Below are 23,528 nucleotides of genomic sequence, written 5' to 3'. Positions count from 1 at the left end.
CAGTCCCTGACCCCCACATCACTCATCTCAATCGCTGAAGTCTCATCACCAAGACATCAACCCACCACTGGCGCTTAAATATTTTAGCTTCACCACCAGTGGTATGGTTAGATTCTAGCTTTACCCTTTAAGGGGGCTTGGGTTCATTAAAAGTTAATTTTAAGGCTTATTGGAACCCAAGTTCCCTCAGTATCCTATTCACTGCTTCGTTAATTACCTTATCTTTATTGGCCTTAATACTCTCCATTAGGCTCCTATTCCTACTTAGATACTCATCAACCTTCCTCTTAACGCTTAACTCAGCGCTTGACCTATACTCATCAATAATCCTCTTAATCTCACCATCAAGCCTACTACGTAGCTCCTCCTCCACACGTCCAAGGTAAGAGTCTAGTTCACCCTTAACCTGCTCCTTAACCTTCTCCACGTCGGTTATTGCATCGTCAAGCTTCTTCATCACCTCGTAGAACTTAGTTAAATTGCTGGACATCGCCAGTTGAGTAGTGTGAGGATATATAAGCATTCCCACATGGTTTACTGCAGGACGGTTAAGATTGCAGTGAAGTGTTTTTAAGTAGGTAAATTACTAGAGGTAAACGTGGCTGGTCTTAACATACCTAAACCCAGTGGCAATGAGGCTTGGGCAGCTGTGGCTGTGATATTGAAGAGGTGCCAGGAACCCATGGTCCTGGTTGGTAAGAGGGCCGCAAACCCAGGTGATCCATGGGGTGGTGATGCGGCGTTTCCTGGGGGTCACTACGAAACTAATGATGGTTCGCTATTGGACACTGCAATAAGGGAGACTAGGGAGGAGACTGGGATTGACCTAAGTAAGGTAGGTAAAGTTGCCGCCGTGCTTGGCATTGAGCACCCTAGGAATGCACCGGAGCTTAATGTATTGCCTATAGTCTTCATCGTGGATTGTAATGTTGATGCCGTAAGCCTAAGCGGAGAATTTGAATATGTTAAGTGGATTAGGCTGAGCGATATACCTAACCTAGATAGGGTCACCATGGTTAAAGGTAACGCCAAGAGGGCCATAGTGGTGGGTGACATGACCATCTGGGGCATGACTAGGAGGATACTTTGCAAGCTATACAACATGGTTAAGAATGGTGAATTAAACGTTAATGTTAGTGCTAAGCCTTTGAATTAATGGTTCCTAAATCTTATTGGCGTACTCCCTGAAGATGTATGCATATGTCTCGGTTAGCCTCCTCCTGTAGAGCGGTTGGTACAGTGGCCCAGGCTTTTCCGAGAACCTCAGGTACTTCCTAACGTCAGGTAGACCCGTTAATTCAAAGAACTTATCCCACCCAATCCTCACTATCCAGTCACCGATGCGCTCACCCTTATTAGCGTTAGCCACCCAAACATCAACAATTCTCTTAACCACCTTAACCAGGGTCGGCCACCTGGGTGGTTCATTGGGTAGGTATGGGACAACCACCTTACTCATTAACTGTCCATTGGGGCCTGTGTTTGATGCCTTACCACCCACAAGCACCATCACACCTATCTTCTTAGGGTCATAAACTATCGCATCCACCGTGTCACGGCATCTACCGCAGGCTATGCATAACTCAGACCTAATCACTATGCCGTAGGCCTTACCCGTGCTTGGATCCCTCTTCGGCGTTATCGCACCCACTGGGCATGCTGCAGTGACGTCTAGAGGTGAGCCGATGCTTGAAAACCACTTATCATCAACCATGGGTGTTTGGGCTGGATAACCAACAACAGCGATGTCAGCTACATCAATGGCGCCGCCGCAGGCGTTGGGGCAACCCGACACCTTTATTGACAAGTGGGCTGGGGTTTCCTTATCGTAAACATACTCAACAAGTGCGTCACCAAGTGCCTTAGCTATGCTAGGCGCGTCAACCACAGCCGTGGTACAGGTCAGGTAAGCTGTGCATGGTTGAATATTCCAGAGGTGATTACCCCAACCCCCAACCAGGAAGCCACTCCTCCTAAGCTCCTCCTCAAGTCTCCTAGCCCTCTCCTCACTATCAGTCAGTATCTCCACGTTACCCTGGGGTGTGGGCCTAACCACGCCTATACCGTACATGTCCGCTAAGTCACAAAGCTTCTCAAGGGTATCGGCGCTAAACCTGGCGTTAGGCGGCCCAATAACCTTAACTGAGTATATCTCCTCACCTGTCTCCGAGACATGCCTAACTATGGCTGGGGTAACTAATTCAGTCCTAACCCACTTACCCATGTTCCTAAGTAGTACGTCTGGGACGTAATTTGTGTATGGTACGGGGGCCAGTTTCTCAGGGTGGTTAACTGGGGTTAAGTCACCGCTCCTAAATGCTATCTTATGCTCCACTACCCTGATCCTTGCTCTTTGTCCCTGATCCATGGCGCCAGCCATGATTTAGGCATTAAACTAGCTTAAATATTAGAATTATTTCACTTTTAATGAGGAATAAGGGTTTTTAAATATAGTTAAAGCCCTCCATATGGCCAGTGAGGAATTACCAATAACCCCATCGCTATGGCCTGAGCCACCGCCCAAGGAGAAGGTTGAGGAGTACCTGGCCGAGTTGGAGAAGGGGCCGTGGCCAAGTCACGTCACTGAGCTCAAGAAGACTAAGTACCCCGTCTACATATACGGCATGGGGTTGGTGGCTGGTGCGACACCATGGGCCACCAGCGCTGCTAAGGCGCCGGGTATATACTCTGGTGTCCTCTCTAGGATGAGCCACCCATGGACTAGGATAACACCCCCCGTCTTTGAGGACCATGCCCGTGTCCTAATTCCATCAGCCCAGGTCTTCACAACAACATTACTCAGGTTCCTAATAGAGGCTTCAAGGAGGTATGGCTGGGGTTTACTTCAGTTCATAGGCGGCACAGGGGATGTTGTCATTAATGTGGATAGGGAGAAGCTTATAGACCTGGATATATTCCTAAGGAGGATAGGCCTAGACATTGGAGGGTCGGGGGATGTAATGAGGAATACCGTCTCATGCCCAGGACCCCTACTATGCCCCTACGCAATATATGACACGCTTAAGGCCAGGGACTTCACATACGGCTGTCTAATAGACTGGGCAACCTACCCCCAGTTCCCCTATAAGATAAAGTTCAAGTACTCCGGCTGCCCAATAGACTGCCTAAAGGCCCAGGCCAGGGCTGACTACGTGATCATCGGGACGTGGAGAGGGGCCCCTGACGTTGATGATGAGAAGCTTAGGCAGTGGATTGAGGAGGGTGGGGATGTTGAGGAGTTGGTTAGGTCATGCCCAACCCGCGCAATAACCTGGGATGGCTCTAGGCTAAGCATTGATGGTTCAAAGTGCGTTAAGTGCATGGAGTGCATTAGGAGGGCATACCCAGCCATTAAGCCCGGCAAGGAGAGGGGGTTAACGGTGCTCATCGGTGGTACCATAAAGAGTAGGAGCGGGCCTAAGCTGGCCAAGGTCCTAATACCCTTCATACCGCTTCCAAGCCCGGATAAACTCGAGGAGGCTTTAATGACCGTGTTCCAGGTGATTAGGGATAGGATAGTGCCCAAGTGGGATGAGGAGGGGTGGAGGAGGGAGAGGGTTGGTGACACGTTGATTAGGGTTACTTGGCAGCGCTTCCTACGCGACTTCGCCAAGTTCGACCCCGACTTAGCGGCTAAGATAACTAAGGCAACGCCAACTGAACCATACTACAGCTACGGTATAACATTCTTCAACATGAGCGAGGAGCAGAAGCAAAAGTACCTAGAGGACCTTAGGAAGGCCATGGAGACTTGGCAGTGATTTAAAATGCCCACTGGGTTAATCTATGTGCTGTACTTCATATTACCCTACATATCACTGGTAGTGCTTGTTGTTGGTGTGCTTTACAGGATTGGGTTATGGTTAGCGGCTGGTAAGGGGCCGCTTGGCCTATACCTTGGCTTACATAGGCTTGTGGTTAAGCCAAGGCAGGAGGGCTACCTAAGCGCAGTTGGCCACATACTGGCCAGGATGTTCACCTACTACACGATTCTTAAGGCCAGTTACCGAAGGGACTACGCAACGTGGCTTGGGGTTGCGTTATTCCACTGGGGCATCTTTCTGCTAATAGCCTTCCACCTACACCTCTGGTTACCCCAATTGACCGTGCCCGAATCTTTAATGTTCATAATGGGGACTACCGTTGGTTCAGTTACCCTAGCCGCCGGTGTTTACCTACTCGTTAGGAGGGTTAACATTCAGAGGGTTTACTCAGTCACCATTAATTACCTTGATGACTACGTGGCGGTATCATGGGTCATACTGATAGTTACCCTTGGGTTAGCGCTTAGGTTAACTGCACCCCCCTCACTGTTTAATGAGGCTGTTAAGTGGGCCCTAGGCCTAACATCATTTAAATACGTACCACCACCAAGTAACCCACTCTTCTATGCGCACGTGTTGGCGGTGGAATTGTTCATGGTTTACATACCCTTCGCGAAGATGATTCACCCGTTCTCAATGCCCGTTAACCCAGCCCTATACGGCAGGTTTGAGGATATTGAGGAGGTGCGTAGGAGGGTTATGGATAAACTGGGGTGGTAGCCATGGTTAACGTTAAGGTTAGGTATAGGGGTGAGGGTAAGGATATACTTGAGGCCAGCCCACGCTACAGTGAGTGGGTTAAGGAGTTCAGCGGTGGTAGTGGGCATGTTAAGGCCAGGGTTGAGAGGGATGAGAAGACCTTGAGCACCATAGAGATGAGTAAATTAATGAGGATTAACCCAAACGCCACTGAACGCGAGAGGAAGCTGTACTTCGTTAGGAGGATAGGTGAATTAGCTAGGAGTAGTAGGGCCTTCAGGAACTACATGGAGTCATGCACCCACTGCGGTTTCTGCATAGACAAATGCCAGATGTGGCTGGCCACTAGGGACCCCAATAACAGCCCTGTGGGTAGGGCTGACCTTGTTAGGAACATATACAGGAGGATGCGTAGGTTGACCTATGGCCTAATAGATAAGCTTAGTGACGAGAAGGAGCTTGAGTCGATAATAGACAGCGTGGACCTGGACAAGATATGGACATACTACTACCAGTGCACTGAATGCAGGAGGTGTGCCTACTTCTGCCCCTTCGGCATTGACCAGGCTGAGGTAACCAGGTCCATTAGGCAGATATTCGTTGAAATGGGCATGATGCCGCCCTTCATAGCGAAAACCATGGAGTGCGTCTACAAGACGGGGAACAACATGTGCATAACGAGGGATGCGGCTTTAAACGTCATAGACTTCGTGGTTAATGAAATCAGTGAGCAAACTGGTAAAAGGATGGAGGGTGTTGTTGATAAGGATAAGGCCGACGTACTCTACATACCTTCGTCAACGGACTTCTTCACAAACATAGGCACCTTGAAGGGGGCTATAGCCATTATGACTGAGCTTGGGCTTAACTGGACCATGGACTCCCAATCCCTTGAGGTCGCTAACTTCGGCCTATTCGAGGATGAGTACCACCTAAGGAGGTTCGGCGATAACATAGTTAACGCCGCCTTAAGGAGGAAGGCTAAGGTCGTGGTGTTTGGTGAGTGTGGGCACGGATGGAGGGCATTTAAGAACTACGTAGTGCCTAGACTAGCTGAGCATGGCATTGAGGGGATCTCGATAACCCAATTAACGGCATGGGCTATAAAGAAGGGTAAGTTAAGGTTCAGTAAGAAGGTTGACGCGGTGGTGACCTACCACGACCCATGTAACCTGGTAAGGGCCGGGGATCTAGTGGAGGAGCCTAGGTTAATACTTAAGTCGACTGTTAAGGAGTTTAGGGAGAGGGAGCATAATAGGGAGAGGACACTGTGTTGTGGTGCGGGTGGTGGACTATTACTTGATGAGTTAATGCCACTTAGGGTTTGGGCCGGTTGGCCATCGGTCTACGACGCTTACCGCACTGGAGCCCAGTACATGGTTGCCCCATGCAGTATCGATAAGGCCCAGTTCCCGGTCGTCATAGAGTACCATAAGGTGCCCCTGAAGTTCAGGGGGGTCTCCGACTTCGTCTACGCCGCACTGTACGGGGTTGACATTGACGCCGTTTAAGAGCCTATGCACCGCTTAACATTGTCCTTTATGAAATCCTCAATAACTCTAACGTGTTGTGATCTCGGCGTATGGCCCATGCCCTCTATGGTTAATTCAATCAACCTAAAGCCGAGTTCGCTTGACTTCCTCCTGAGCAGTTCAAGGTGATCAATGGGCACTATATCATCTGCGCTCCCCCTTATGTAAATCACAGGTGGGTAGTTGCCGCTAATGTACTTTATGGGCGAGGTCTCCTCAACCTCCCTCATGGTCAACCTCGAAACTATGTCATTGTAGAGGGCCCTCCTCACCGACCCTTCCTCACCCCTCTCAAGCCACTTTAACTGAAGAACCCTATCCACTGGAGCAGCCACAACCACACTGCACTTAACTTTACTAGGGTACTTGGCTGCCAGTATCAACGCGACTGACCCACCCATGGAGTGTCCGCCGACAATGACACCATCTCCCTCATCCTCAATTATCCTGGAGCCTGCGGCGACTCCATCAGCCACCTCAATTATCCTAGGCGCCTCCACCCTAAACCCCATTTCCTTAAATGGCCTAGTTAACCAGTTTATCTTCTCAGGGCTTGAACCCTTACCGTGGAATAAGAGGGCTAACATGATAACAGAGGTTGTATGGTGATTTTAAAAGCGTTTTTCACTGGACCCTTACAAGCTTAAACAAAACTTTCCTAGTACATAGAAGTTAATTAGGGGTAAGGTTGGGGAGGTGGATCGCCTATGTGAGTTAAGTCAACGCATGCTTAAATACCTAAGGTCATAACCTATATATTGGAAGGTAAAACTTTAATATAGACCTAGGGCTTATTTACTATGGGTATTGAGTCTAGGTTAAACGTTAGGGCGTTACTGGGTGGTACAATAGGCTGGATGGTTGACGTCTTCGACCTAACACTGATACTCTTCATAGCGGCGATAATTGGGTCAGCCTTCTTCCCTAAAACAAACCCAACAGCCCAGTTACTGTACGTCTTCGCAACATACTCACTAACACTACTGGCCAGGCCACTAGGTGGTTTGGTATTTGGGCACGTTGCGGATAGGATAGGCAGGAGGTTAACAATGCTTGTTACGTTAGTAGGCCTGGGGGTTTCATCAGCATTAACGGGTGCTTTACCAACATATGCGCAATTGGGCATAGCAGCCACGGCCTTATTTGTGCTCTTAAGGCTGGTTGTAGGTATCTTCGTGGGGGGCGAGGTGTCCGGTTCCCATTTAATAGCCATTGAGAGTTCCTCACCATCATTCAGGGGGCTTGTTAGCGGCATTATTGAGAGCGGCTACTACTGGGGCTACGCCTTAGCTGCCTTAACATACGCACTGCTGAGGGATTACTTCGGTTTAAGTAGATTCGTGTCCTATGGCTGGAGGTACGCATTCCTAGTTGGCCTAGCCGTCGCCCTGGTTGGGGTTGTCCTTAGGCTAACGGTGGATGACCCGGAGATTTATAAGAGGGCTAAGGCAACGGGTAACATAGCTAAGGTGCCGATAGTTGAGTTATTCAGGGTAAGTGCCAGAAACGCCCTAATTGCACTACTACTCCTGGCTGGTATATTCTGGGTGGCTTATGCAACATTGGGCTTCCTACCCACATACCTAAACAAGGTACTTAACCTACCGCTCAATGAGGTTTTCTGGGGATTGGCATATGCATCACTACTAGGCGGGGTGGTTACCATAATTGGTGGTGCTGTGAGCAACTACACGGGCAGGAGAATGGCATTCCTAATATTAATATTAATAGGCATAGCGTTATCTTACCCACTAACATTAGGCCTTAAGTCAAGCTATACCACGTTAATAGTCTCAGCAGGCGTATTAACTAGCGTAATGGGCACTGGCGGTATAATGCTAGCCTACCTAGCCGAGTTGTTTCCAACTAGGTTCAGGGGTAGTGCCGTTGGCTTCCTATGGAACATGGCAAGCATCGGCGCCACTGGGGCACTATTAACCTCTGTATTCTGGTTAAAGGCCTTCGGCCCAATAAATGGCTACGTGCTACTGCTTATAGTAGGTTACCTAATAGGGTTAATCGGTGTTGCGGTAACTAGGGATAATACCGGAGTTGAGTTGGATAAGGTTGAGGAAAGAATAACTGAGTGATGAGGAGTAAAGTTTAAAATTTTAAATAATATAGATCTTAAGTACTACTTCGTTTTAACAACATCACTAGTACCTATCATCACCGTTACCAATACAACAACCACTACCACTGTTACCTCAATATCCACTGTGGCATCCACCATTACCTCAACTGTAACCACTACAACGACTACCACGATACCGGTAACATCAATATCAACCGTGACGATAATTAAACAAGCTATTAATGAAAACTACGCATTAGGTGCATTAATAATAGTGATAATAATAATAGCAGTAGTACTAGCATTAATCCATAGATAGATTAATTAAGCAATATTAAAATTAAATTTTTAATTCTTATAATTTTACCACTTAAAGTGTTACCTCCTCCTTAAGGCCACTAACACTGCCGCCACTATTACTATCACAATAACGGCTATTATGGCCATTACAGTCGTGCTTACCACAGACTTAGTCAACGTGACTGTGCTTAATACAGTGGTGGCCACGGTTGATGTTACGTACCTAACCAGTGACGTGGTCGTGGTTACGGTCACCGGGCTGGTCTCAGTAACCGTGGTTAATTCAGTGATTGTGGTGTACTTGACCATTGTGGCTGTGGCAGTTACCGTGACAGTACTGGTGGTGTATGCTACACCTGGCACCACTACCGATGCCTCATACAGCTTCCAGGCTATAGCACCCCAACCTGGCTCAGTGGCCCATTGCGTGCTGCCGAATTCACTACCCAGCGTTATGGTATCCATGTAAAGACCAGCCACTTGGTTTGGTGAGTTCCAGAGACTTGGACATACCCTTGGGAACACGTTAACCATGTACTGGAGGAATGGTTTAAGTGAAATGCTAACCAGCGCATTACTGAATCCACCATTAAGCGGTACGAAGGCTATGTAGGTCCAGTACGTATTGTCATAGCCATGATAACAATCCACATGTATATCAAAGGTTTCGTTAACCATGGTGCCGTTAACAATGATGGGTACGTTAACCTTAATCTCAGTGTCAGCCCAGGGGAAAACCGGGGTAGTTGTGTACAGCCATATCATCAACTCGGCACCGTGGTTTAAACTGGCTGAGGGGGCTGGGGTGGTGGTTAACCATATGTCGTATGACCAATCCATGGGTTCATCATCAGGAACCCACATGGTGTAGTTGAGGACGAGGAGCCTGTTTGAGTATGTCCCATTAACCAAGTCACTCACCGTTAATGGTAATGGGAGCATTGGGTTCCTCACATTAACCTGACCACCAGGGAATATGCCAACCAGGTAAAGCCCCGGGTAACCCCACACACCACCACTTGGGCTTATCAACGTAACGTTACTTATATAGGCGCTGAAGCATATCTCCCCCGTTGCGTTGTTGAATGTTAACGTTTCATTTCCATAGCCAACAGAGGCTAGGTTCCACATGTTTATTTGAAGAAGGTACTCAGCACCATTATACTCAACAATAGTCCACGGGCCAGGTGGACCGTAGGTGACTATCATGTTCTTTGACGGTAAGATAGGCTCCGGGGTAAGCATTAAGACAATACTGGAGTTAAGTGGACAGGTCGGCATATTTAAGGGCATGTTGGTGTTTATTTCGCCAAGTACAACGTGACCATTCACCGACAGGAAGAGTAGAGTGGTCAACAATAAGTATAGACCTATGGTTAGTCCTTGGTTAGGCATGCCCTTCATGTTAATCCGCATCCATTCTTACCTTTTAAAAAAGTTACCTGCCATGGTGTATTGGAGCGTGATTTTAAATGAGCCCACGGCTCTTCCATAGGGTAATTGCGTTGGATTGCTAGGGTTCTGTTTCTAGTGTTGCCTTTGCTTAAACCCTATTGGCCTGGTAAATGGGTTTCCCACCCCTCAGTAGTACATTTATGACGCTTTGGGCAACCACCTCAGCCATCTTATTCCTGGTTTCAACGGTGGCTGAGGCTATGTGTGGGGTGAGGATTACGTTACCCAACTTAACTAGTTCATGGGCTGCCGGTAGGGGCTCCTCCTCATACACGTCTAGGGCCGCGCCAGCTATCCAGCCCTCCTTAAGTGCCTTAACTAAGGCGTTAATGTCAACGACGGCTCCCCTGGCTATGTTTATCAAATACGAGCCCCTCCTCATTAGCCTTAACCTATCCTCGTTAACCATGTGGTAGGTTTCGTTGCTAAGGGCCACTGAGACGACCAGGTAGTCGCTCTGTCTGAAGAGGTCGTTGAGGTTAACGTACCTTATCCCCAGGGCCACCTCAACCCAGGGCTTCCTCGTCCTAGACCAGTATATGATGTTCATGTTGAATGCCTTAGCCCTCCTGGCAATGGCAACTCCAATGTTACCCAGCCCCAGTATGCCCAGTGTCTTACCACAAACCTCTGTTCCAAGGTACTCACCCCAAACCCTATACGCCTCCCCACCCCTAACCAATCTATCCCCCTCAACTATCCTCCTGGCCAACGCTATAAGCAGGCCCATGGCGAAGTCGGCGACTGCCTCAACAAGAACCTCAGGCGTGTAGCCAACTGGTATACCCCTTTTAGTGGCCGCCTCAAGGTCAATGTGGTCGTACCCCACGCTGTAGGTTGCAATCACCTTAACCCTTGCATTACTGAGCACGTACTCATCAACCCTATCCCCAATGGTCACCACGAGTGCATCGCACCTTGAGGCGGCATCCCTAAGCACATCCCTGGGTGGTGCAGCTGCCCTATCCCACATCCCACGGCCACTGTTATCCCAAACCTCAAGCCTAAACCCAGCATCCCTAAGCATGTCGTAGAGTATCCTTGGGAAAGTTGACCTAGTCACATATATGCAGTAGCCCATAGGGCCCATTAGCCTTAACCCTATTAAAGCTTAAACGCCAGGATTCCTTAGAATAAAAAATATTAAGCTTAAGGTAAAGACACCCTCAATGAGCATTTCACCGCTGATCTGGTTCGTGGTGGCTTGGTTCATATTCGTGGGGCTGGTTAAACTGGCTTTTAGGGATAAGGTCAAGGTCTACTACTACGTGGCAATGATGGCCAGGAGTAGTGGTGTTGAGGGGTTCCTCAGGCCACTGGCTAACTTAATAAGTGGTGTACCGTCAGTGCTGATATTCATAGTGGTGGCTGCCTTCTTCGTGGTGGCCATGGTTTACGCAATACCAGTCCTCATACCCATGCCCTTCCAGGTATTGGGCTACCTAGTTGGGCTTGTCCCATCATTCATCAGGATGCTTGGTATTAACCTAGCCGCAACGGTGAGCGTCCTAATGAGCCTCCACACAATAACCACCCAGCAGGCGGCAACGCAGCTGGTGGAGAATAGGTTCACCCCAGCCACCCCCCTCATACCCGGCGTAACCATCAGCGTTAACATCTTTCTAATAATACTTATAGCTATAGGCATAAGCATACTCATTCACGAAGTCTCCCACGGCATAGTTGCGTTGAGGTATGGTGGTAGGATTAAGTCAGGTGGGGCATTCCTATCACTCTTCATCCTCTACGGCGGCTTCGTTGAGGTTGATGAATCGGATCTCAGGAAAAAGGCTGGGTTAAGGGGAGTCTTAGCCATGTTATCGGCGGGTGTATTCTCAAACATGATCCTCTCCATAATCGCAGTGGGCCTAATGTACCTAGCCCTAATCCCAGTACTTCAACCTTACCTCTCTGGCATAATCATCACGAGTATCGCTAAGGATTCACCAGCCTTCTACGCCAATATACCGGTGGGTAGCATATTACTTGCTATTAATGGTAAACCCATTACATCAGTAATGAGTCTCCTCTACGTGCTTGAAGGTCTTAAGCCTGGCAGTCAAGTCACTTTAACGATATTTCACTCAGGGCTAATACATACATATAACCTGGTAACCTCAAGCAATCCATATGACCCTAACCTACCCTTCATAGGGATTTCGGTGAGTGATAGGTTATTTTACCAATTCGTGTATTGGTTATGGACAATTAACGTGGTTATAATACTGCTAAACACCATGCCAGCTTGGCCACTTGATGGTGGTCAATTCCTCTACCACGTATTACTAAGTATACCTGGCTTAAATGAGAAGTGGGCTAGTAGGGTAATGACAGCCGTAAGTGCGGTGTTGTGGATGTTATTCATCTTCACGCTTATTGTAAGCTTATCCTCAGGTTTATGGAGGATTGCGGTGACTCCACCATGAGGGCTGACTTAAAGTACCCCTTAACCATAGCCCTGGCGCTAGCCCTAATAGCGGCCCTAATCTCCGCAGCAACCCCTGTGGAGCTTCTCTTCTCAGTTGAGCCTAGGTTAATAGCCCCAGGTGGCTACTTAACATACGTGATTTATAGTGATGGTTCAATATACTGGGTTCCCTACACACCATTCTACATATACGCCTGGAGGTTCGCCTCAATAATGTTCCTACTCTGGATAGCAGTGTTGGTGATCTACGTCATTAAGCCGCTCAGGACGGCAGACCTACTTTCAATCATACTGGCCGTGATGTTTGCGGCGTCGAACTACGTCTACCTGTACTCCATAGGAGCCAGGGTGGTGATGTACCCCCTCATCTACGTCCTCTACACAATAGGCAAACCCCTGACCTTCATTGACATGGGGCAGGTGGCCCTAATCTACGCCCTCTGGAGGGCTTTTAAAAACGGGTTGATTAAGGTTAGGCGTGGAGGTAAGTGAGGAGAGGGTTCTAGGTATAGTGAATGCCCTAAGGGGATTAAGCATAGGTGATGTTTTAGCCTTTGAGGAGTCTGACCCCCAATTCCTGGTGGTTAAGGAATTGTGCAATGCGCTTGGTGACCCTGGGTTAGTGTCAGTGCTCGTGGCCATGAACTCCATAGTCAGCTACATGCTCACCGGTAGGGGTGAAAGGCACTGGAGCTACTTCAGCAGCTACTTCTCCAGGAATAAGCCTAATGACGTCTGCAGCGACTTCAAGAGGTACGTGATGAATAGCCCATACCTGGCCAGGGGTAGGGGGGCTAAGGTTAGTAGGGTTGAGAGGTTCTGTAGGGCTAACCTACACGTTAAGCTTAATGGATTAATGGACTTGGGTGAGGCATGGAGGTTACTGGCCAATGGCCTTGGGTCACCCATGAACAGCAAGACCATTGTCTTCGCAGTTAAGATGCTTTACTACGCCCACAGGGCCTGCGGCGTTAACAGCAAGCCACCAGTGGACCTACCGATACCGGTGGACTACAGGATAGCCACCCTAACCCACTGCAGTGGCCTAATTAAGGCGGATCCAAGGGTATTGATGAGTAGGCAGGGCCTAGTCCAGGAGACCTGGGGCCGGGTGTCTAGGCTATCGGGCATACCGCAGGTTAACCTAGACGCGCTACTATGGGTCCTAGGTGGCGCATTAATATACAGCGGCTTCAATGTGGAGGAGGCTCTGCGTAAATTACCAAGGGGGGTGTTGAGGATGCAGGATAAGGTGCAGGCCTACAGGAGACTAATGATTGAGCTAAGCGTCAACTGCGTTAGTAAGGGTGCAGGGGGTGGGGCCCTTGGTTAACGTGGGACTACTCATAGTTGGTGGGGGGCCTGCTGGCTCGTTCCTATCCAGGGAGGTTACCTTAAGCGAGGTTACACTTGTGGATAAGAAGAGGGTCAACTATGGGCCAGTCATATGCGGCGAAATGATGCCCAAGGCCGAGTTATTGAGGGGGCACATACCAGACGAGTTAATGGACTTAATCGAGTACACGCTTCACAGGTCCATTAGGAAGGAGGTTGTGGTTAACGATATCAGGAGGATGAGGATAATGATTAGGGTTAACGGGGAGGTTATAGACCTGGGTACGGTCAGCTTCCCCGCCTACATAGTGGATAAGGGGTTGATGATTAGGAGGATTATTGAGGAGGTGGACAGCAGGGGAGTTAAGGTGAAGTTCTCATCAACGGTGACAGGGTGCATTAGACATGGTGGTGGGTTTAAATGCAGGCTGATCAGTAAGTCCGGTGAGGAGTTCGTTGAGACTAGGCTACTGGCTGGGGCAGACGGCTACCCATCAATAGTCAATGACCTGGTCGGTAACCAACCACTGGACCCAATGGACACTGCAATAGCCACAAGCCAAAGGGCCACAGGTTGGGTTGGGGATCAGGATGAGGCTGTGGTGATCATGGACCCAGCCTTGGCGCCAGGTGGCTATGCGTGGATCTTCCCCAGGGGTGATGGGTCAAGTAACATTGGCCTAGGGGTCAGGGGTTATGACGCGTGGGTTAGGGGCATTAACCCAGTTAACCTACACCTCAAGTTCCTCAAGGCGTTTAACCTAACACCAACCCAAAGGTCAATACTCATGAAGACCATACCCGTTGGTGAATTGGGCATTAGCGTTGAGGGTGGTGGCGCATTCCTGCTTGGCGATGCAGCCGGCACGGTGGTATCAACTAATGGTGCAGGGATAAACACGGCAATGGTTAGTGGGTTAATTTTAGCCAAGGCCCTTAGGGATGGGTTAAACTACACCGCTGAGGTTCGGCGGGTTTTGGGCGCATTCCTCAGCGAGGTCAAGAGGCTTAGGGCCCTGGCTGATCCGATACTTGAGGATGAGGGTATGTTGGTTAGGTTAACTAGGTTGATGCCTAGGGAAACCCTCAGGTGGGTTATCAACGAGGCAATGCTGGCCTCGGTTAACCCAATGCTGAGGGTAATGGCAAGGCTACTGCTTAGTTTAATTGGGAGCCACCGGGGTTAAGGTAGGCACCTAACCAGGCCACCGTCTATCAGTATCATTGAGCCGTTTATGTAGGATGCCTTATCACTGGCTAGGAAGGCTACCAGGTAGCCAACCTCCTCTGGGTTACCATACCTACCAACTGGTATGTCCCTTGCCATGTCCCTTAAGACGGTCTCAACAGGCACCCCCCTCCTCCTAGACTCATCCTCAGCCAAGGCACGGGTCCTATCGGTCATTATGAACCCTTGCATTACGCCGTTGGCCGTTATACCCCTGGGCCCATACTCACCGGCCAGGGATTTGACTAACCCAGCTAGGGATAGCCTAATGGTGTTGGATAGAACCAGGTTACTGATGGGTTGCCTTAAGGTTAGTGAGGTCACGTAGATTAACCTACCCCAACCCCTCTTAACCATGTCACCAACCACACCCTTAGTTAACCAAACAGCCGAGAGGAGGAGCAGCTTAACCGCGTAATCCCAGTCCTCAAAGGTTAGGTCACTGAAGAGGCCAGGTTTAGGTGGGCCGGTGTTGTAGATTAGTATATCTATGGAGCCCATAACCTTCCTAGTCTCGTCAATAAGTCTCATCACGTCATCCCTATTGGTTAAGTCACCTTGAACATAAGCCACATCACCCCCAGTCTCCCTACTAAGCTCACTGGCCGCAGCCTTAAGTTCATCAGCGTTCCTGGCGAAAAGCATAACCCTGGCACCCTCCTGAAGCATAACCCTCGCAATACCTTTACCAATACCCCTACTTGAAGCAGTAACCAAGGTCACCTTACCCCTTAAACCAAGGTCCATGGGTAAGGTGGCGACCTGGACACTTAAAGATTAACCCATACGGTTACAAGTAATACTAAGCACAGTACATACCATTTGCAATCCTCTACTTAGTACTTAAATTATTCATTAATTTGTCGTGCAGTAGGGCTCTTAACTTAAGAGCGAACTGATGGGGAAGTTAAAAATTCTAAGTTTTTAAGTGAATAGTAGCATGACTTGACTTTAGCTTAAACCGGTACTGATCCACCGTAGAATTCCTTCAAGACCTCTTCAAGGCTTTTACCCTGTGACCTTGGTCCAAACAGATAACCCAATATTATGTTCAGTATGAAGAATGTCGTGGCCACGGCAGCTATAGCCCTGTAGCCAATTATAGCTATTATAGTTGGGACAAATAGGCTCCATACGCCCAGTGCAAACCTCATCCATGACCATGCGAAGCCCTGGGCACTGTTCCTAACCCTGGTTGGGAATAGTTCAGTGGACCAAACCCTGGTCTGAGGCCAAAGCCACATCCCATGTCCAAAGCCGAAGCCAATCACGTTAAATAGTGCAACCCAAAGTATACTGAAGGGTAGGAATATGGGTAGTGCAAAGGCAAGACCGCATATGGCTGAAGATATGGCGTACATAACATTTCTGTTTAGCCTATCGGAGAACGGCATGTAAACCGCTACAACGCCTATTATGGCTGTTATAAACCACAGTATATCTCCAACATAGGCCATGGTGGTTGTTGTGAAGCCTATATCCTTAAAGAAGTAAGGCAGGAAGAAGCCAAAGGTACCAGCTGGCACACCCCAGAATATGTAGATGGGGATTATGAAGGCTAGCCCCTTCTTATACTTAAAAATGTCACTCCACTTATATGATTCCTGGGTCTGTTGGCCTTGACTGGTTGGTTGTACTGGCTGTTCGCCAAGCTGCCTTAAGGCATCTTCAACAATGCTAGTCTTACCTGCCACTAACCCCCACCTAGGTGATTCAATTAACCCCCTTCTTAAAACCCATGTTATTATAGCTACAGCCGCCAATACCCCAAACACCACTCTGAAGGTTAAAGCTCCATAAGGCTCGAAGGCTATGCCTAAGAGCAGCATAACTATTGGCCCAATATACCAGAAAACATTCGTGAAGGCCATTAGGAACCCCCTCCTATACCTAGGCGCGTACTCAGCTATCAATGACCATGATGTTGGTACATCAAGGCCAACGGCAATGCCAGTTATGATGTAGCCTATGAGTAGCATAACGTAGTGAACGGCCGCGGCCATTAGAACGGTGCCGACGAAGTACGCCAATAAGTCGTACATGTAGATCGTCTTCCTACCATACCTATCCCCAAGTGGACCCGCCGCAATGGCACCTATGAACGCTGCGAAGGCATTCGGGCTAAAGGCAGCGATGATACCTAGAAGTAGCGGTGTTAAGTGAAATACACTAGTCCAGTATATTGTTGATACCGCCCCAGCCACTATAGCACCTGCATCAAGGAAATCACCCATAGCTGCTAACACAGTCCACCTGTAGTGAGCTGACGTTAACCTAGCCTCATCAAACCTTCTTATGACGTCCCAAGAGCTCATATCACGTGAAGTATACAATATCTTTAAAAGCATTAAACAATGAAGAACCTGAACATGTTAGCACCGGCAATATTACATATTTGTTTATAACCTATTATTCTAGGAAATACTTAAATAATACAATCCTTTGGACATTTATTAAAGCACCGATCTTAACCATATGGTACCTCGTATCGTTATAAAGGTTACGCAGTTAGCCAGTACCACGCTTAGGTAAGGTGATTCACACGCCTATGGAAGTATGCCACGTTTCAATATTAACCTTGCTGGTCTTATCTCCCTTTTCAACGGGTCTAGGATTAACCCAAATATTTCCAGCGTTACCGTGCCTAGTAGGTTCTCATCCTCACTCTCACCTAGGATCACAGGGGTGTGTCTCACTCCATAGGGTGGTAGCTCTATTACAGCCTCTGAGACCCCCCTTTCAATCATGGTTCCATCAGCCAAAACCAAGGATACCCTCGAAATCTCCCTCAACCCCAATCTCTCCCAAACCTTCCTCTTCAAAACAGTGTAAAATGCACTTGAATCTACTAGGAACCTAACTCTCTCACTTCTACCATCCTCGCTCCTCACAACCCCCTCCACGTACACTAAGCCCATATACTATAAGACATGCAACCCATTTAAAGACCTTACTGCGTTCATTGACCATGCCATCAGTTTAATGAATGTTCATACAGCTTAAATATTAAATTATTTTATCCATCCTTCCGACCATGGAATAAAACATGACCATAGCAAAAAAGAAATCATAGTTTAAGTTTAAAAGTAATATTAACCTATGCTTACCTTCTTCTCATTGCGATTATTGCTGCTACTGCTGCTATCACAATCACAATGACCACTATTCCAACTACCAGTGCTGTTGATATTATTGGCTTGGTTACTGTTACTGTTGTTACTGCTGTCGTGGTTGATGCCACTGTTGAAGTCACGGTACTAGTCACCGTTGCCGTTGACGTCACAGTTGAAACCGCCGTAGTTGTAGTAGTGGTGGTAGTTGTAGTTGTGGTCGTAGATGTGGTGGTAACAGGGGTAGTAGACGTAGTTGTTGTAGACGTAGTAGTCGTCGATGTAGTGATCGTTGAAGTGGATGTAGTAGTCGTTGTGGTTGTTGTGACTGGTGTGTATGGTATGTGGAAGTATGAGGCAACACACTCCTGAATCTTCACATCCGGGCTTGGTAAGCCTAGGTATACTGCGAATTCACGCAACTGCGGGTTAGTCCAAAGAGAACCATTAGCAATAGCCTGGGCTAGTGGTGGGACTTCGCCAGGTGGTGCGTAGGCGCCTAGTAGCACGTAGTACATTGGGCCGAATGTCCACCAGTAGTCCGCTGTACCCACTATTGCGTAGTTCGTCGTTGTTGGTAGGCAGTCATAGGTCCAGTTAATGTCAGCCACAGATTTAGCGTACATGAGTGGCGTTATCTTATCGTAGAGTGGTATTGCTGGTACGAAGTAATAGTACCATGCGAAGATTATGTCAATTGCCTCATCGTAAAGCTGAGTACCGGGCGTGGCAACTGTATCAAAGAAGACTTGCCAATTACTCAGATTAATGAAGCCGTATGTTGAGTTAATACACCAAACAATGGTACTATTGGGTAGTTTCAATGATGCTGGTGCGGTGTATGGTGTGCATGTGCCGTTAGGCCACTGGAACGGCCAAACATCGCTACCGGGCACATTAGCAGAGATGGCATCACCGCTTGCCCACCATGGCCACTGAAGGAAGCTCCAGGCCCCTGAGTATGATGGAGTGGCTGCAAGCCAATTGGTAGCAGCAACATACTGCCCATTCGGTATTGTGGTGCCGTAAAACACGCCCACGTCTTGTCCTATTAACTTTGCGTTAACGCCAAAGGCATCCAGTTGCGTCACAGCATCAGCAGCCATTGTCATCCAGTCGGTGAAGCCACTTGGTGCAAGCACCGTAAATGCTAGTTGTGTTCCGTTTGGTGTGTACCAGTATCCGTTAATCTTCTTGAAGCCCAGGCTTTGAAGCATTTGAGAAGCCTTAGTCCAGTTGTAGCTGCATGGTATTATGAATTGCCTAACATCAGGCGGATAAGTACCAATAGTCTCCGGGACAATAGGCTCAGGATAGTAGGCGGGCTTACTAATAGCCAAGCCCCACGATGCACCAACCTCAGTCCTATTAATAACGTAGCATAAAGCCTCCCTAACCTGAGGAATATTCCACGGGTAGTAGTGAGGGTTAAGGTAAATACCCATTGTGTTCCATGTTGGTGCGAAGTAGAGACCTACACCACGACTCGCAAGCACCATTGACTGCTGCCATGAGAACCCAGCGGACCCCCACGTAGCCTTACCCGCATACCAATATTCGTAAGCCACGGAGTTAGGACCCCATATTGCCTCGTAGGTTGGGTTATAGTAGTACCAGTCAGCAAGTGGGAATATCCTAAACCACTCGTTAAGTAGATTACTTGGTTCAAGGGTTAGGGTCATGTAATTGTCACTGAAGTATGTTAAGTACCATGGGTAGAGGCCCCAGTAGGGCACGACAATCTTAGTGATGTTCGTGCTGAAGGTCATAGCTTGAGTAACATTCATTGTCTTAAGCTCATTAACAACAGGCTCCCACACGGGCCAGGGCGTGTTAATGCACTGTGTCAGTATCCAAACCGGCACCAGTGGGGACCACTTGTTAACCAGTATCTGAATCGTGTAATTGTTAAGGACCCTCAAATCCTCATCTAAGAGGGATTGGTTTATGAATGGAGTCCACCAGGCAAAGGACTTAACACCAATGTAATACTCAGCGTACAGGTCCCATGCCGTGAATGGTATTGTGGCTGAGCCATTAAACCAGTAGAAGCCCTTATGAAGGTATATCGTTATCAAACCAGAACCATTAGGAAGAACCTCAACGGTCCAATTCTTAGCCAAAACCGGTAGGAACTGGCCGGTCAAGTAACTGTAAAAGGCTAGAGGTAGGTAAGTACCGAAACTAGCAATACCACACGTAGCTAGGCCAATTGGGTTAAAGGGATTGTAAATAGGCGTACCAGGGGCAATCTCAAAGGTAGCACCAGCCACAGGAAATATAATTTGAGGCTTCTGTTGGGCTTGGGCTATGTTTACGCTGTATGCAGCTACCACCACAATCACAACCGCCACCACCAAAAGAACGTACGTTTTACCAGTAGACATACAAGTAGGGTAATTAACACCCTTTTAACAGTTACTGTAAATAGATTAAGACACCCACTACATATTCATAGTGATAAATTTTAACTAATACACTAACAAGCGGATGAACTTTAATACTTCACCTGAAGTGCCTAGCCATCTCCTCATTACCGGGCATGTTCAGTATTGCATCTATGACCTGGTTCACCTGTTCATTAGACTTAGTTCTTGGATCCACTATAAGCCAGTTAAACAAGGCATCCCTACCGCCCTCCAGGAATGCGTCAATGGCCCACTCGGCCCTGGTTATCCTGGGTATTATAGCGTACCTAAGCACCCTGCCCCATGCCTTGGGTAGGTTGCTGAAGCTTAGCCTATGAATGCCCTTACCATCTATGACGGTGGGCATTTCAACAGCCACGTCGTCGGGTATCCCGGGTATTGAGCCTTGGTTAGGTACATTAACCTCGATCCTCTTAGCCTTATCCTCAACCATGGCCTCAATAACCATGGTGGCTGGTTCACCCTCACTCCTAACGGGTGGTATGTAGTCTGTTAGTGGCTTAGACTCATTACCTAGGGCCCTCGTTAACTCGTTGAACTCTATCTTATGCCATGTGAGGTACATGGCCCAACCAATCTCGGAGTCAGGCCCGCCCAATGGCCCATACCAGTACTGCTTAGTCTTAAGGTCCCAATGATACTTCCATGTACCACTCCTAACCGTGTCGCCTATTGGCCACAACCCATAGGCCCTGTACATGTCCGCTGCGGCTGGGGATACGTGCACATCAAATGGGTTACTCTGCTCCTCCCTCCACCTAGCCCAGTACTCGTTCACCCTTTTACTCAACCATTCGTCGATGAGGTGGTATGCTTCCTCACCATTATACCTGAACTTAGTTAACCAAATGTCGTGGTTAACCCCAATAACCTCAACCTCAGCCTTACCCTCATCAAGGCCTAGAACCCTAAGCAGATCCCTATACCCGTAGTAGCCGTCACACAGGCCGATTACCTTAGCCTTAGTCTGCCTACTTATCAACGTGGTTAACTCGAAGACCGGGTTGGATACGTTGAGCAGCCAGGCGTTTGGCGCGTAGTCAACCACGTCGTTGGCTATGTCTAAGGCTAGCTTAAACTGGTAGTAGCCCCAGATCGTGTGGTAATCCGAGACCATGTTCCACTCAACGCTGTTAATACCCCTATAGTACCCGTACCTCTCTGAAATCTCCCTCATCCTCTCGTAGTGCCCATGACCCTTAGCCAGGGTTGAGTTAACCACGAAGTCGGAATCCCTAATGGCCTCCCTCCTATCCGTGGTGGCCACGATGTTCAAGTTAGCCTTAATCTCGGAGACGTACCTCTTAGCGAACCTAGTGACCAGCGCCAGCCTCTCCTCATTAATATCCATCAAAACCACGGTACTACCGCTCAGGCTAGGCATCAATGCTAAGTCCTTAACTAGGCGTATGGCCCAAGCCGCACTCCCAGCCCCTATTAGGGCTATTTTATAGCCGTGGTTAACCGGCATGACCTAGTTAACTTAATTGGGTTTAATAGTATTGCTGTAAATACCTAATGCACCGCAGCCAGTACCCTATATAGAAGAATGCATTGGCAATGCTTTAATTGCTAAACCAGGTGAAGGTAGGTATGATAATCATGGCCCTGGATTCGGGTAAGACAAGGACAAGCGCCGTGGCTATTGATGAAGGGTTTAACGTGCTCTGTAGGGCTGAGGGTAGGGGTGGCGGCTTAATATACAGCAACGACGTTATTAAGGATGCCCTAGTCACCACTATTAATAGGTGCCTCAGGTCAATGGGGGTTAGTGCCGATTCCGTTGACTTAATAGTTGTGAGTTGGGCTGACTTGGATACTGAGGCCTACTGGGTTAAGGCCAGTGGGATAATTGGCGATGTGGCCGGTGAGCTTGGTTTACCAGGTAATAGGCTTATGTTCGACCACGACGCCGTTGCGGCATACTACGCAATCACCCTCGGTGAACCTGGGGTTGCTGTGATAGCCGGTACGGGGGCTATAGCCCTAGGTATGAATAGGCGTGGGGAGAGGGCTAGGTCAAGTGGCTGGGGTTGGTTAATTGGCGATGAGGGTAGTGCAGGCTGGATAGCCCTAAGAGCCTTAAACGCAGCCTCAAGGGCATACGACGGTAGGGGGCCTTGGACAAGCCTAATCAACAGGTTGGCAAGTTACTTTGGCGTTAGTAACCTACTTAACATACTTGACAAGGTTTACTCAGAACCCCCCGAGATTGATAAGATAGCCGAGTTAGCCAGGCTAGTCTCAGAGGAGGCTGAGAGGGGTGATGAGGTCTCAGTGAGCATATTGAGGGAGGCTGGGCGTGAACTAGCCCTAGACGCAGTCTCAGTGGCCGAGAGGCTGGGTATGGTTAGCGACAGCATCGTGGTTGGTGGTGTGGGTAGCGTGTTCAACTCGAGGATAGTTTGGGAGACCTTTAAGGAGGCTGTTGAGTCAAGGTTAACCAAGGCCACTGTCAGGGGGCCGTTAACCGGCCAATACTCAATACTGGGCCCATTGGTAATGGGCTTGATGAAGATGGGTATTAGGTTAACGCAGAGGGAGGCCGGTGAACTACTGGCTAGGTTAGGTGCTTAAACAATTAAAACTCTTTAACAACCCTAACCAGGTTCCTGGGCCTCTCAACATCAACACCCTTACTAAGGGCATAGTAGTAGGCTAACAGGTACACGGGGACCATTAGGGCTAATGAGTCCCACTCCCCAAACCCAGTACTGCAGTTAACCTTAACGACGCCACTACCGTTAACCTCGTTCACGTTGGTCACCATAAGCACCCTAGTCTCACTCCCCCTAGCCCTATCGTTAAGTTCATTAAACAGCTTAACGACACCCCCACTCATAGTGTCAGATTGGTTAAGTACCACTATGGCCTGTCTCTCACCCACCGTGGCCACTGGCCCATGCCTAAACTCAAGGGCATTGAGGGCCTGGACCGCGGTGTACGATGTCTCCTCAAACTTGAGCGCTGACTCAAGGGCCATTGGGTACGATGAGCCATGGCCAAGGAATATGAACCTACCAATCCCACCACTAGCCCACTCACCGGCCACTTTGCTCAGTGTCATTAGCATCCCCTTATCGTTAAGCATTCCGTCAATGCAGCTGGAGAGGG

General features: G+C 48.6%; 21 protein-coding genes. 10 read left to right on the top strand and 11 right to left on the bottom strand.

Going from position 1 to position 23,528, the window contains the following annotated elements; translation table 11 throughout:
* Positions 1 to 166 precede the first annotated feature (166 nt).
* Positions 167 to 490 (bottom strand): hypothetical protein, encoded by a 324-nt coding sequence (locus AAX04_RS07975; protein ID WP_066796595.1) that lies wholly within the window; start codon positions 488 to 490, stop codon positions 167 to 169.
* A gap of 108 nt (positions 491 to 598) precedes the next feature.
* On the opposite strand from AAX04_RS07975, the gene AAX04_RS07970 reads away from it, so the two are divergent.
* Positions 599 to 1,156, top strand: coding sequence for a CoA pyrophosphatase (locus tag AAX04_RS07970; RefSeq protein WP_066796589.1), 558 nt, complete (start codon positions 599 to 601; stop codon positions 1,154 to 1,156).
* A gap of 6 nt (positions 1,157 to 1,162) precedes the next feature.
* Here the strand turns inward: AAX04_RS07970 and dsrB are convergent, their stop codons facing one another.
* Positions 1,163 to 2,380, bottom strand: coding sequence for a dissimilatory-type sulfite reductase subunit beta (gene dsrB / locus AAX04_RS07965; protein ID WP_156519769.1), 1,218 nt, complete (start codon positions 2,378 to 2,380; stop codon positions 1,163 to 1,165).
* 88 nt (positions 2,381 to 2,468) lie between these two features.
* Between dsrB and AAX04_RS07960 the strand changes: the two genes are divergently transcribed.
* From AAX04_RS07960 to AAX04_RS07950, 3 genes are read left to right on the top strand one after another with little or no spacing between them, the layout of a single operon-like run.
* Entirely contained in the window at positions 2,469 to 3,761 is a 1,293-nt protein-coding gene (locus tag AAX04_RS07960) for a hypothetical protein (protein ID WP_084761279.1), read from the top strand.
* Positions 3,762 to 3,767: 6 nt separating this feature from the next.
* Positions 3,768 to 4,544 carry a respiratory nitrate reductase subunit gamma gene (locus AAX04_RS07955; RefSeq protein ID WP_084761278.1) on the top strand — a complete coding sequence of 259 codons (777 nt, stop codon included), beginning with the start codon at positions 3,768 to 3,770 and terminating at the stop codon, positions 4,542 to 4,544.
* A gap of 2 nt (positions 4,545 to 4,546) precedes the next feature.
* Positions 4,547 to 6,034 (top strand): (Fe-S)-binding protein, encoded by a 1,488-nt coding sequence (locus AAX04_RS07950; protein ID WP_066796584.1) that lies wholly within the window; start codon positions 4,547 to 4,549, stop codon positions 6,032 to 6,034.
* Here the strand turns inward: AAX04_RS07950 and AAX04_RS07945 are convergent.
* Positions 6,031 to 6,642, bottom strand: coding sequence for a S9 family peptidase (locus AAX04_RS07945; protein ID WP_066796582.1), 612 nt, complete (start codon positions 6,640 to 6,642; stop codon positions 6,031 to 6,033). The two genes, AAX04_RS07950 and AAX04_RS07945, sit on opposite strands and share 4 nt — an antisense overlap.
* Before the next feature lie 213 nt (positions 6,643 to 6,855).
* Here AAX04_RS07945 and AAX04_RS07940 point away from each other — a divergent pair, with 213 nt between their 5' ends.
* Complete coding sequence (locus AAX04_RS07940) at positions 6,856 to 8,145, top strand: MFS transporter (protein WP_066796579.1); 1,290 nt, start codon at positions 6,856 to 6,858, stop codon at positions 8,143 to 8,145.
* Positions 8,146 to 8,507: 362 nt separating this feature from the next.
* On the opposite strand, the gene AAX04_RS07935 is transcribed toward AAX04_RS07940, so the two are convergent.
* Together AAX04_RS07935 and AAX04_RS07930 are read right to left on the bottom strand one after the other, a co-directional pair.
* Positions 8,508 to 9,638, bottom strand: a complete 1,131-nt coding sequence (locus AAX04_RS07935; RefSeq protein WP_162270123.1) for a hypothetical protein — start codon at positions 9,636 to 9,638, stop codon at positions 8,508 to 8,510.
* A gap of 334 nt (positions 9,639 to 9,972) precedes the next feature.
* A complete protein-coding gene (locus tag AAX04_RS07930) occupies positions 9,973 to 10,965 on the bottom strand; it encodes a D-glycerate dehydrogenase (protein WP_202904433.1) in 993 nt (330 codons plus the stop codon).
* An 88-nt stretch (positions 10,966 to 11,053) separates the two neighbouring features.
* Here AAX04_RS07930 and AAX04_RS07925 point away from each other — a divergent pair, with 88 nt between their 5' ends.
* Genes AAX04_RS07925 through AAX04_RS07910 form a run of 4 tightly spaced genes read left to right on the top strand, consistent with a single transcriptional unit; the run spans position 11,054 to position 14,834 of the window.
* Positions 11,054 to 12,310: a M50 family metallopeptidase gene (locus AAX04_RS07925; RefSeq protein WP_066796570.1), complete on the top strand. Its 1,257-nt coding sequence runs from the start codon at positions 11,054 to 11,056 to the stop codon at positions 12,308 to 12,310.
* Positions 12,307 to 12,804: a hypothetical protein gene (locus AAX04_RS07920; protein ID WP_066796567.1), complete on the top strand. Its 498-nt coding sequence runs from the start codon at positions 12,307 to 12,309 to the stop codon at positions 12,802 to 12,804. Before AAX04_RS07925 ends, AAX04_RS07920 begins: the two co-directional genes overlap by 4 nt.
* On the top strand, positions 12,791 to 13,645 hold the full coding sequence (locus tag AAX04_RS07915) for an N-glycosylase/DNA lyase (protein WP_066796565.1): 855 nt from the start codon (positions 12,791 to 12,793) through the stop codon (positions 13,643 to 13,645). The genes AAX04_RS07920 and AAX04_RS07915 overlap by 14 nt, the downstream gene beginning before the upstream one ends.
* Position 13,646: 1 nt before the next feature.
* Complete coding sequence (locus AAX04_RS07910; protein ID WP_238377842.1) at positions 13,647 to 14,834, top strand: NAD(P)/FAD-dependent oxidoreductase; 1,188 nt, start codon at positions 13,647 to 13,649, stop codon at positions 14,832 to 14,834.
* Here AAX04_RS07910 and AAX04_RS07905 read toward each other — a convergent pair.
* From AAX04_RS07905 to AAX04_RS07885, 5 genes are all read right to left on the bottom strand, one after another.
* Complete coding sequence (locus AAX04_RS07905) at positions 14,831 to 15,622, bottom strand: SDR family oxidoreductase (protein ID WP_066796562.1); 792 nt, start codon at positions 15,620 to 15,622, stop codon at positions 14,831 to 14,833. The two genes, AAX04_RS07910 and AAX04_RS07905, sit on opposite strands and share 4 nt — an antisense overlap.
* A 209-nt stretch (positions 15,623 to 15,831) precedes the next feature.
* On the bottom strand, positions 15,832 to 17,190 hold the full coding sequence (locus AAX04_RS07900; RefSeq protein WP_066796559.1) for an MFS transporter: 1,359 nt from the start codon (positions 17,188 to 17,190) through the stop codon (positions 15,832 to 15,834).
* 231 nt (positions 17,191 to 17,421) lie between these two features.
* Positions 17,422 to 17,793, bottom strand: a complete 372-nt coding sequence (locus AAX04_RS07895) for an aspartyl protease family protein (protein ID WP_066796555.1) — start codon at positions 17,791 to 17,793, stop codon at positions 17,422 to 17,424.
* 185 nt (positions 17,794 to 17,978) lie between these two features.
* Positions 17,979 to 20,372 carry an ABC transporter substrate-binding protein gene (locus AAX04_RS07890; RefSeq protein ID WP_066796552.1) on the bottom strand — a complete coding sequence of 798 codons (2,394 nt, stop codon included), beginning with the start codon at positions 20,370 to 20,372 and terminating at the stop codon, positions 17,979 to 17,981.
* 118 nt (positions 20,373 to 20,490) lie between these two features.
* Positions 20,491 to 21,885, bottom strand: coding sequence for an alpha-glucosidase/alpha-galactosidase (locus AAX04_RS07885; protein ID WP_066796549.1), 1,395 nt, complete (start codon positions 21,883 to 21,885; stop codon positions 20,491 to 20,493).
* A 122-nt stretch (positions 21,886 to 22,007) separates the two neighbouring features.
* Between AAX04_RS07885 and AAX04_RS07880 the strand changes: the two genes are divergently transcribed.
* Positions 22,008 to 22,991 carry a BadF/BadG/BcrA/BcrD ATPase family protein gene (locus AAX04_RS07880; RefSeq protein ID WP_066796546.1) on the top strand — a complete coding sequence of 328 codons (984 nt, stop codon included), beginning with the start codon at positions 22,008 to 22,010 and terminating at the stop codon, positions 22,989 to 22,991.
* A gap of 4 nt (positions 22,992 to 22,995) precedes the next feature.
* Here AAX04_RS07880 and AAX04_RS07875 read toward each other — a convergent pair.
* A partial coding sequence (locus AAX04_RS07875) for an SIS domain-containing protein (protein WP_156519766.1) occupies positions 22,996 to 23,528 on the bottom strand: 533 nt, incomplete at its 5' end.

Source organism: Caldivirga sp. MU80 (assembly GCF_001663375.1).
In the GTDB taxonomy this organism is placed as follows: Archaea; Thermoproteota; Thermoprotei; order Thermoproteales; family Thermocladiaceae; genus Caldivirga.
The sequence above is the reverse complement of the archived record's forward strand: the minus strand, read 5'-3'. Positions and strand labels throughout refer to the sequence as shown.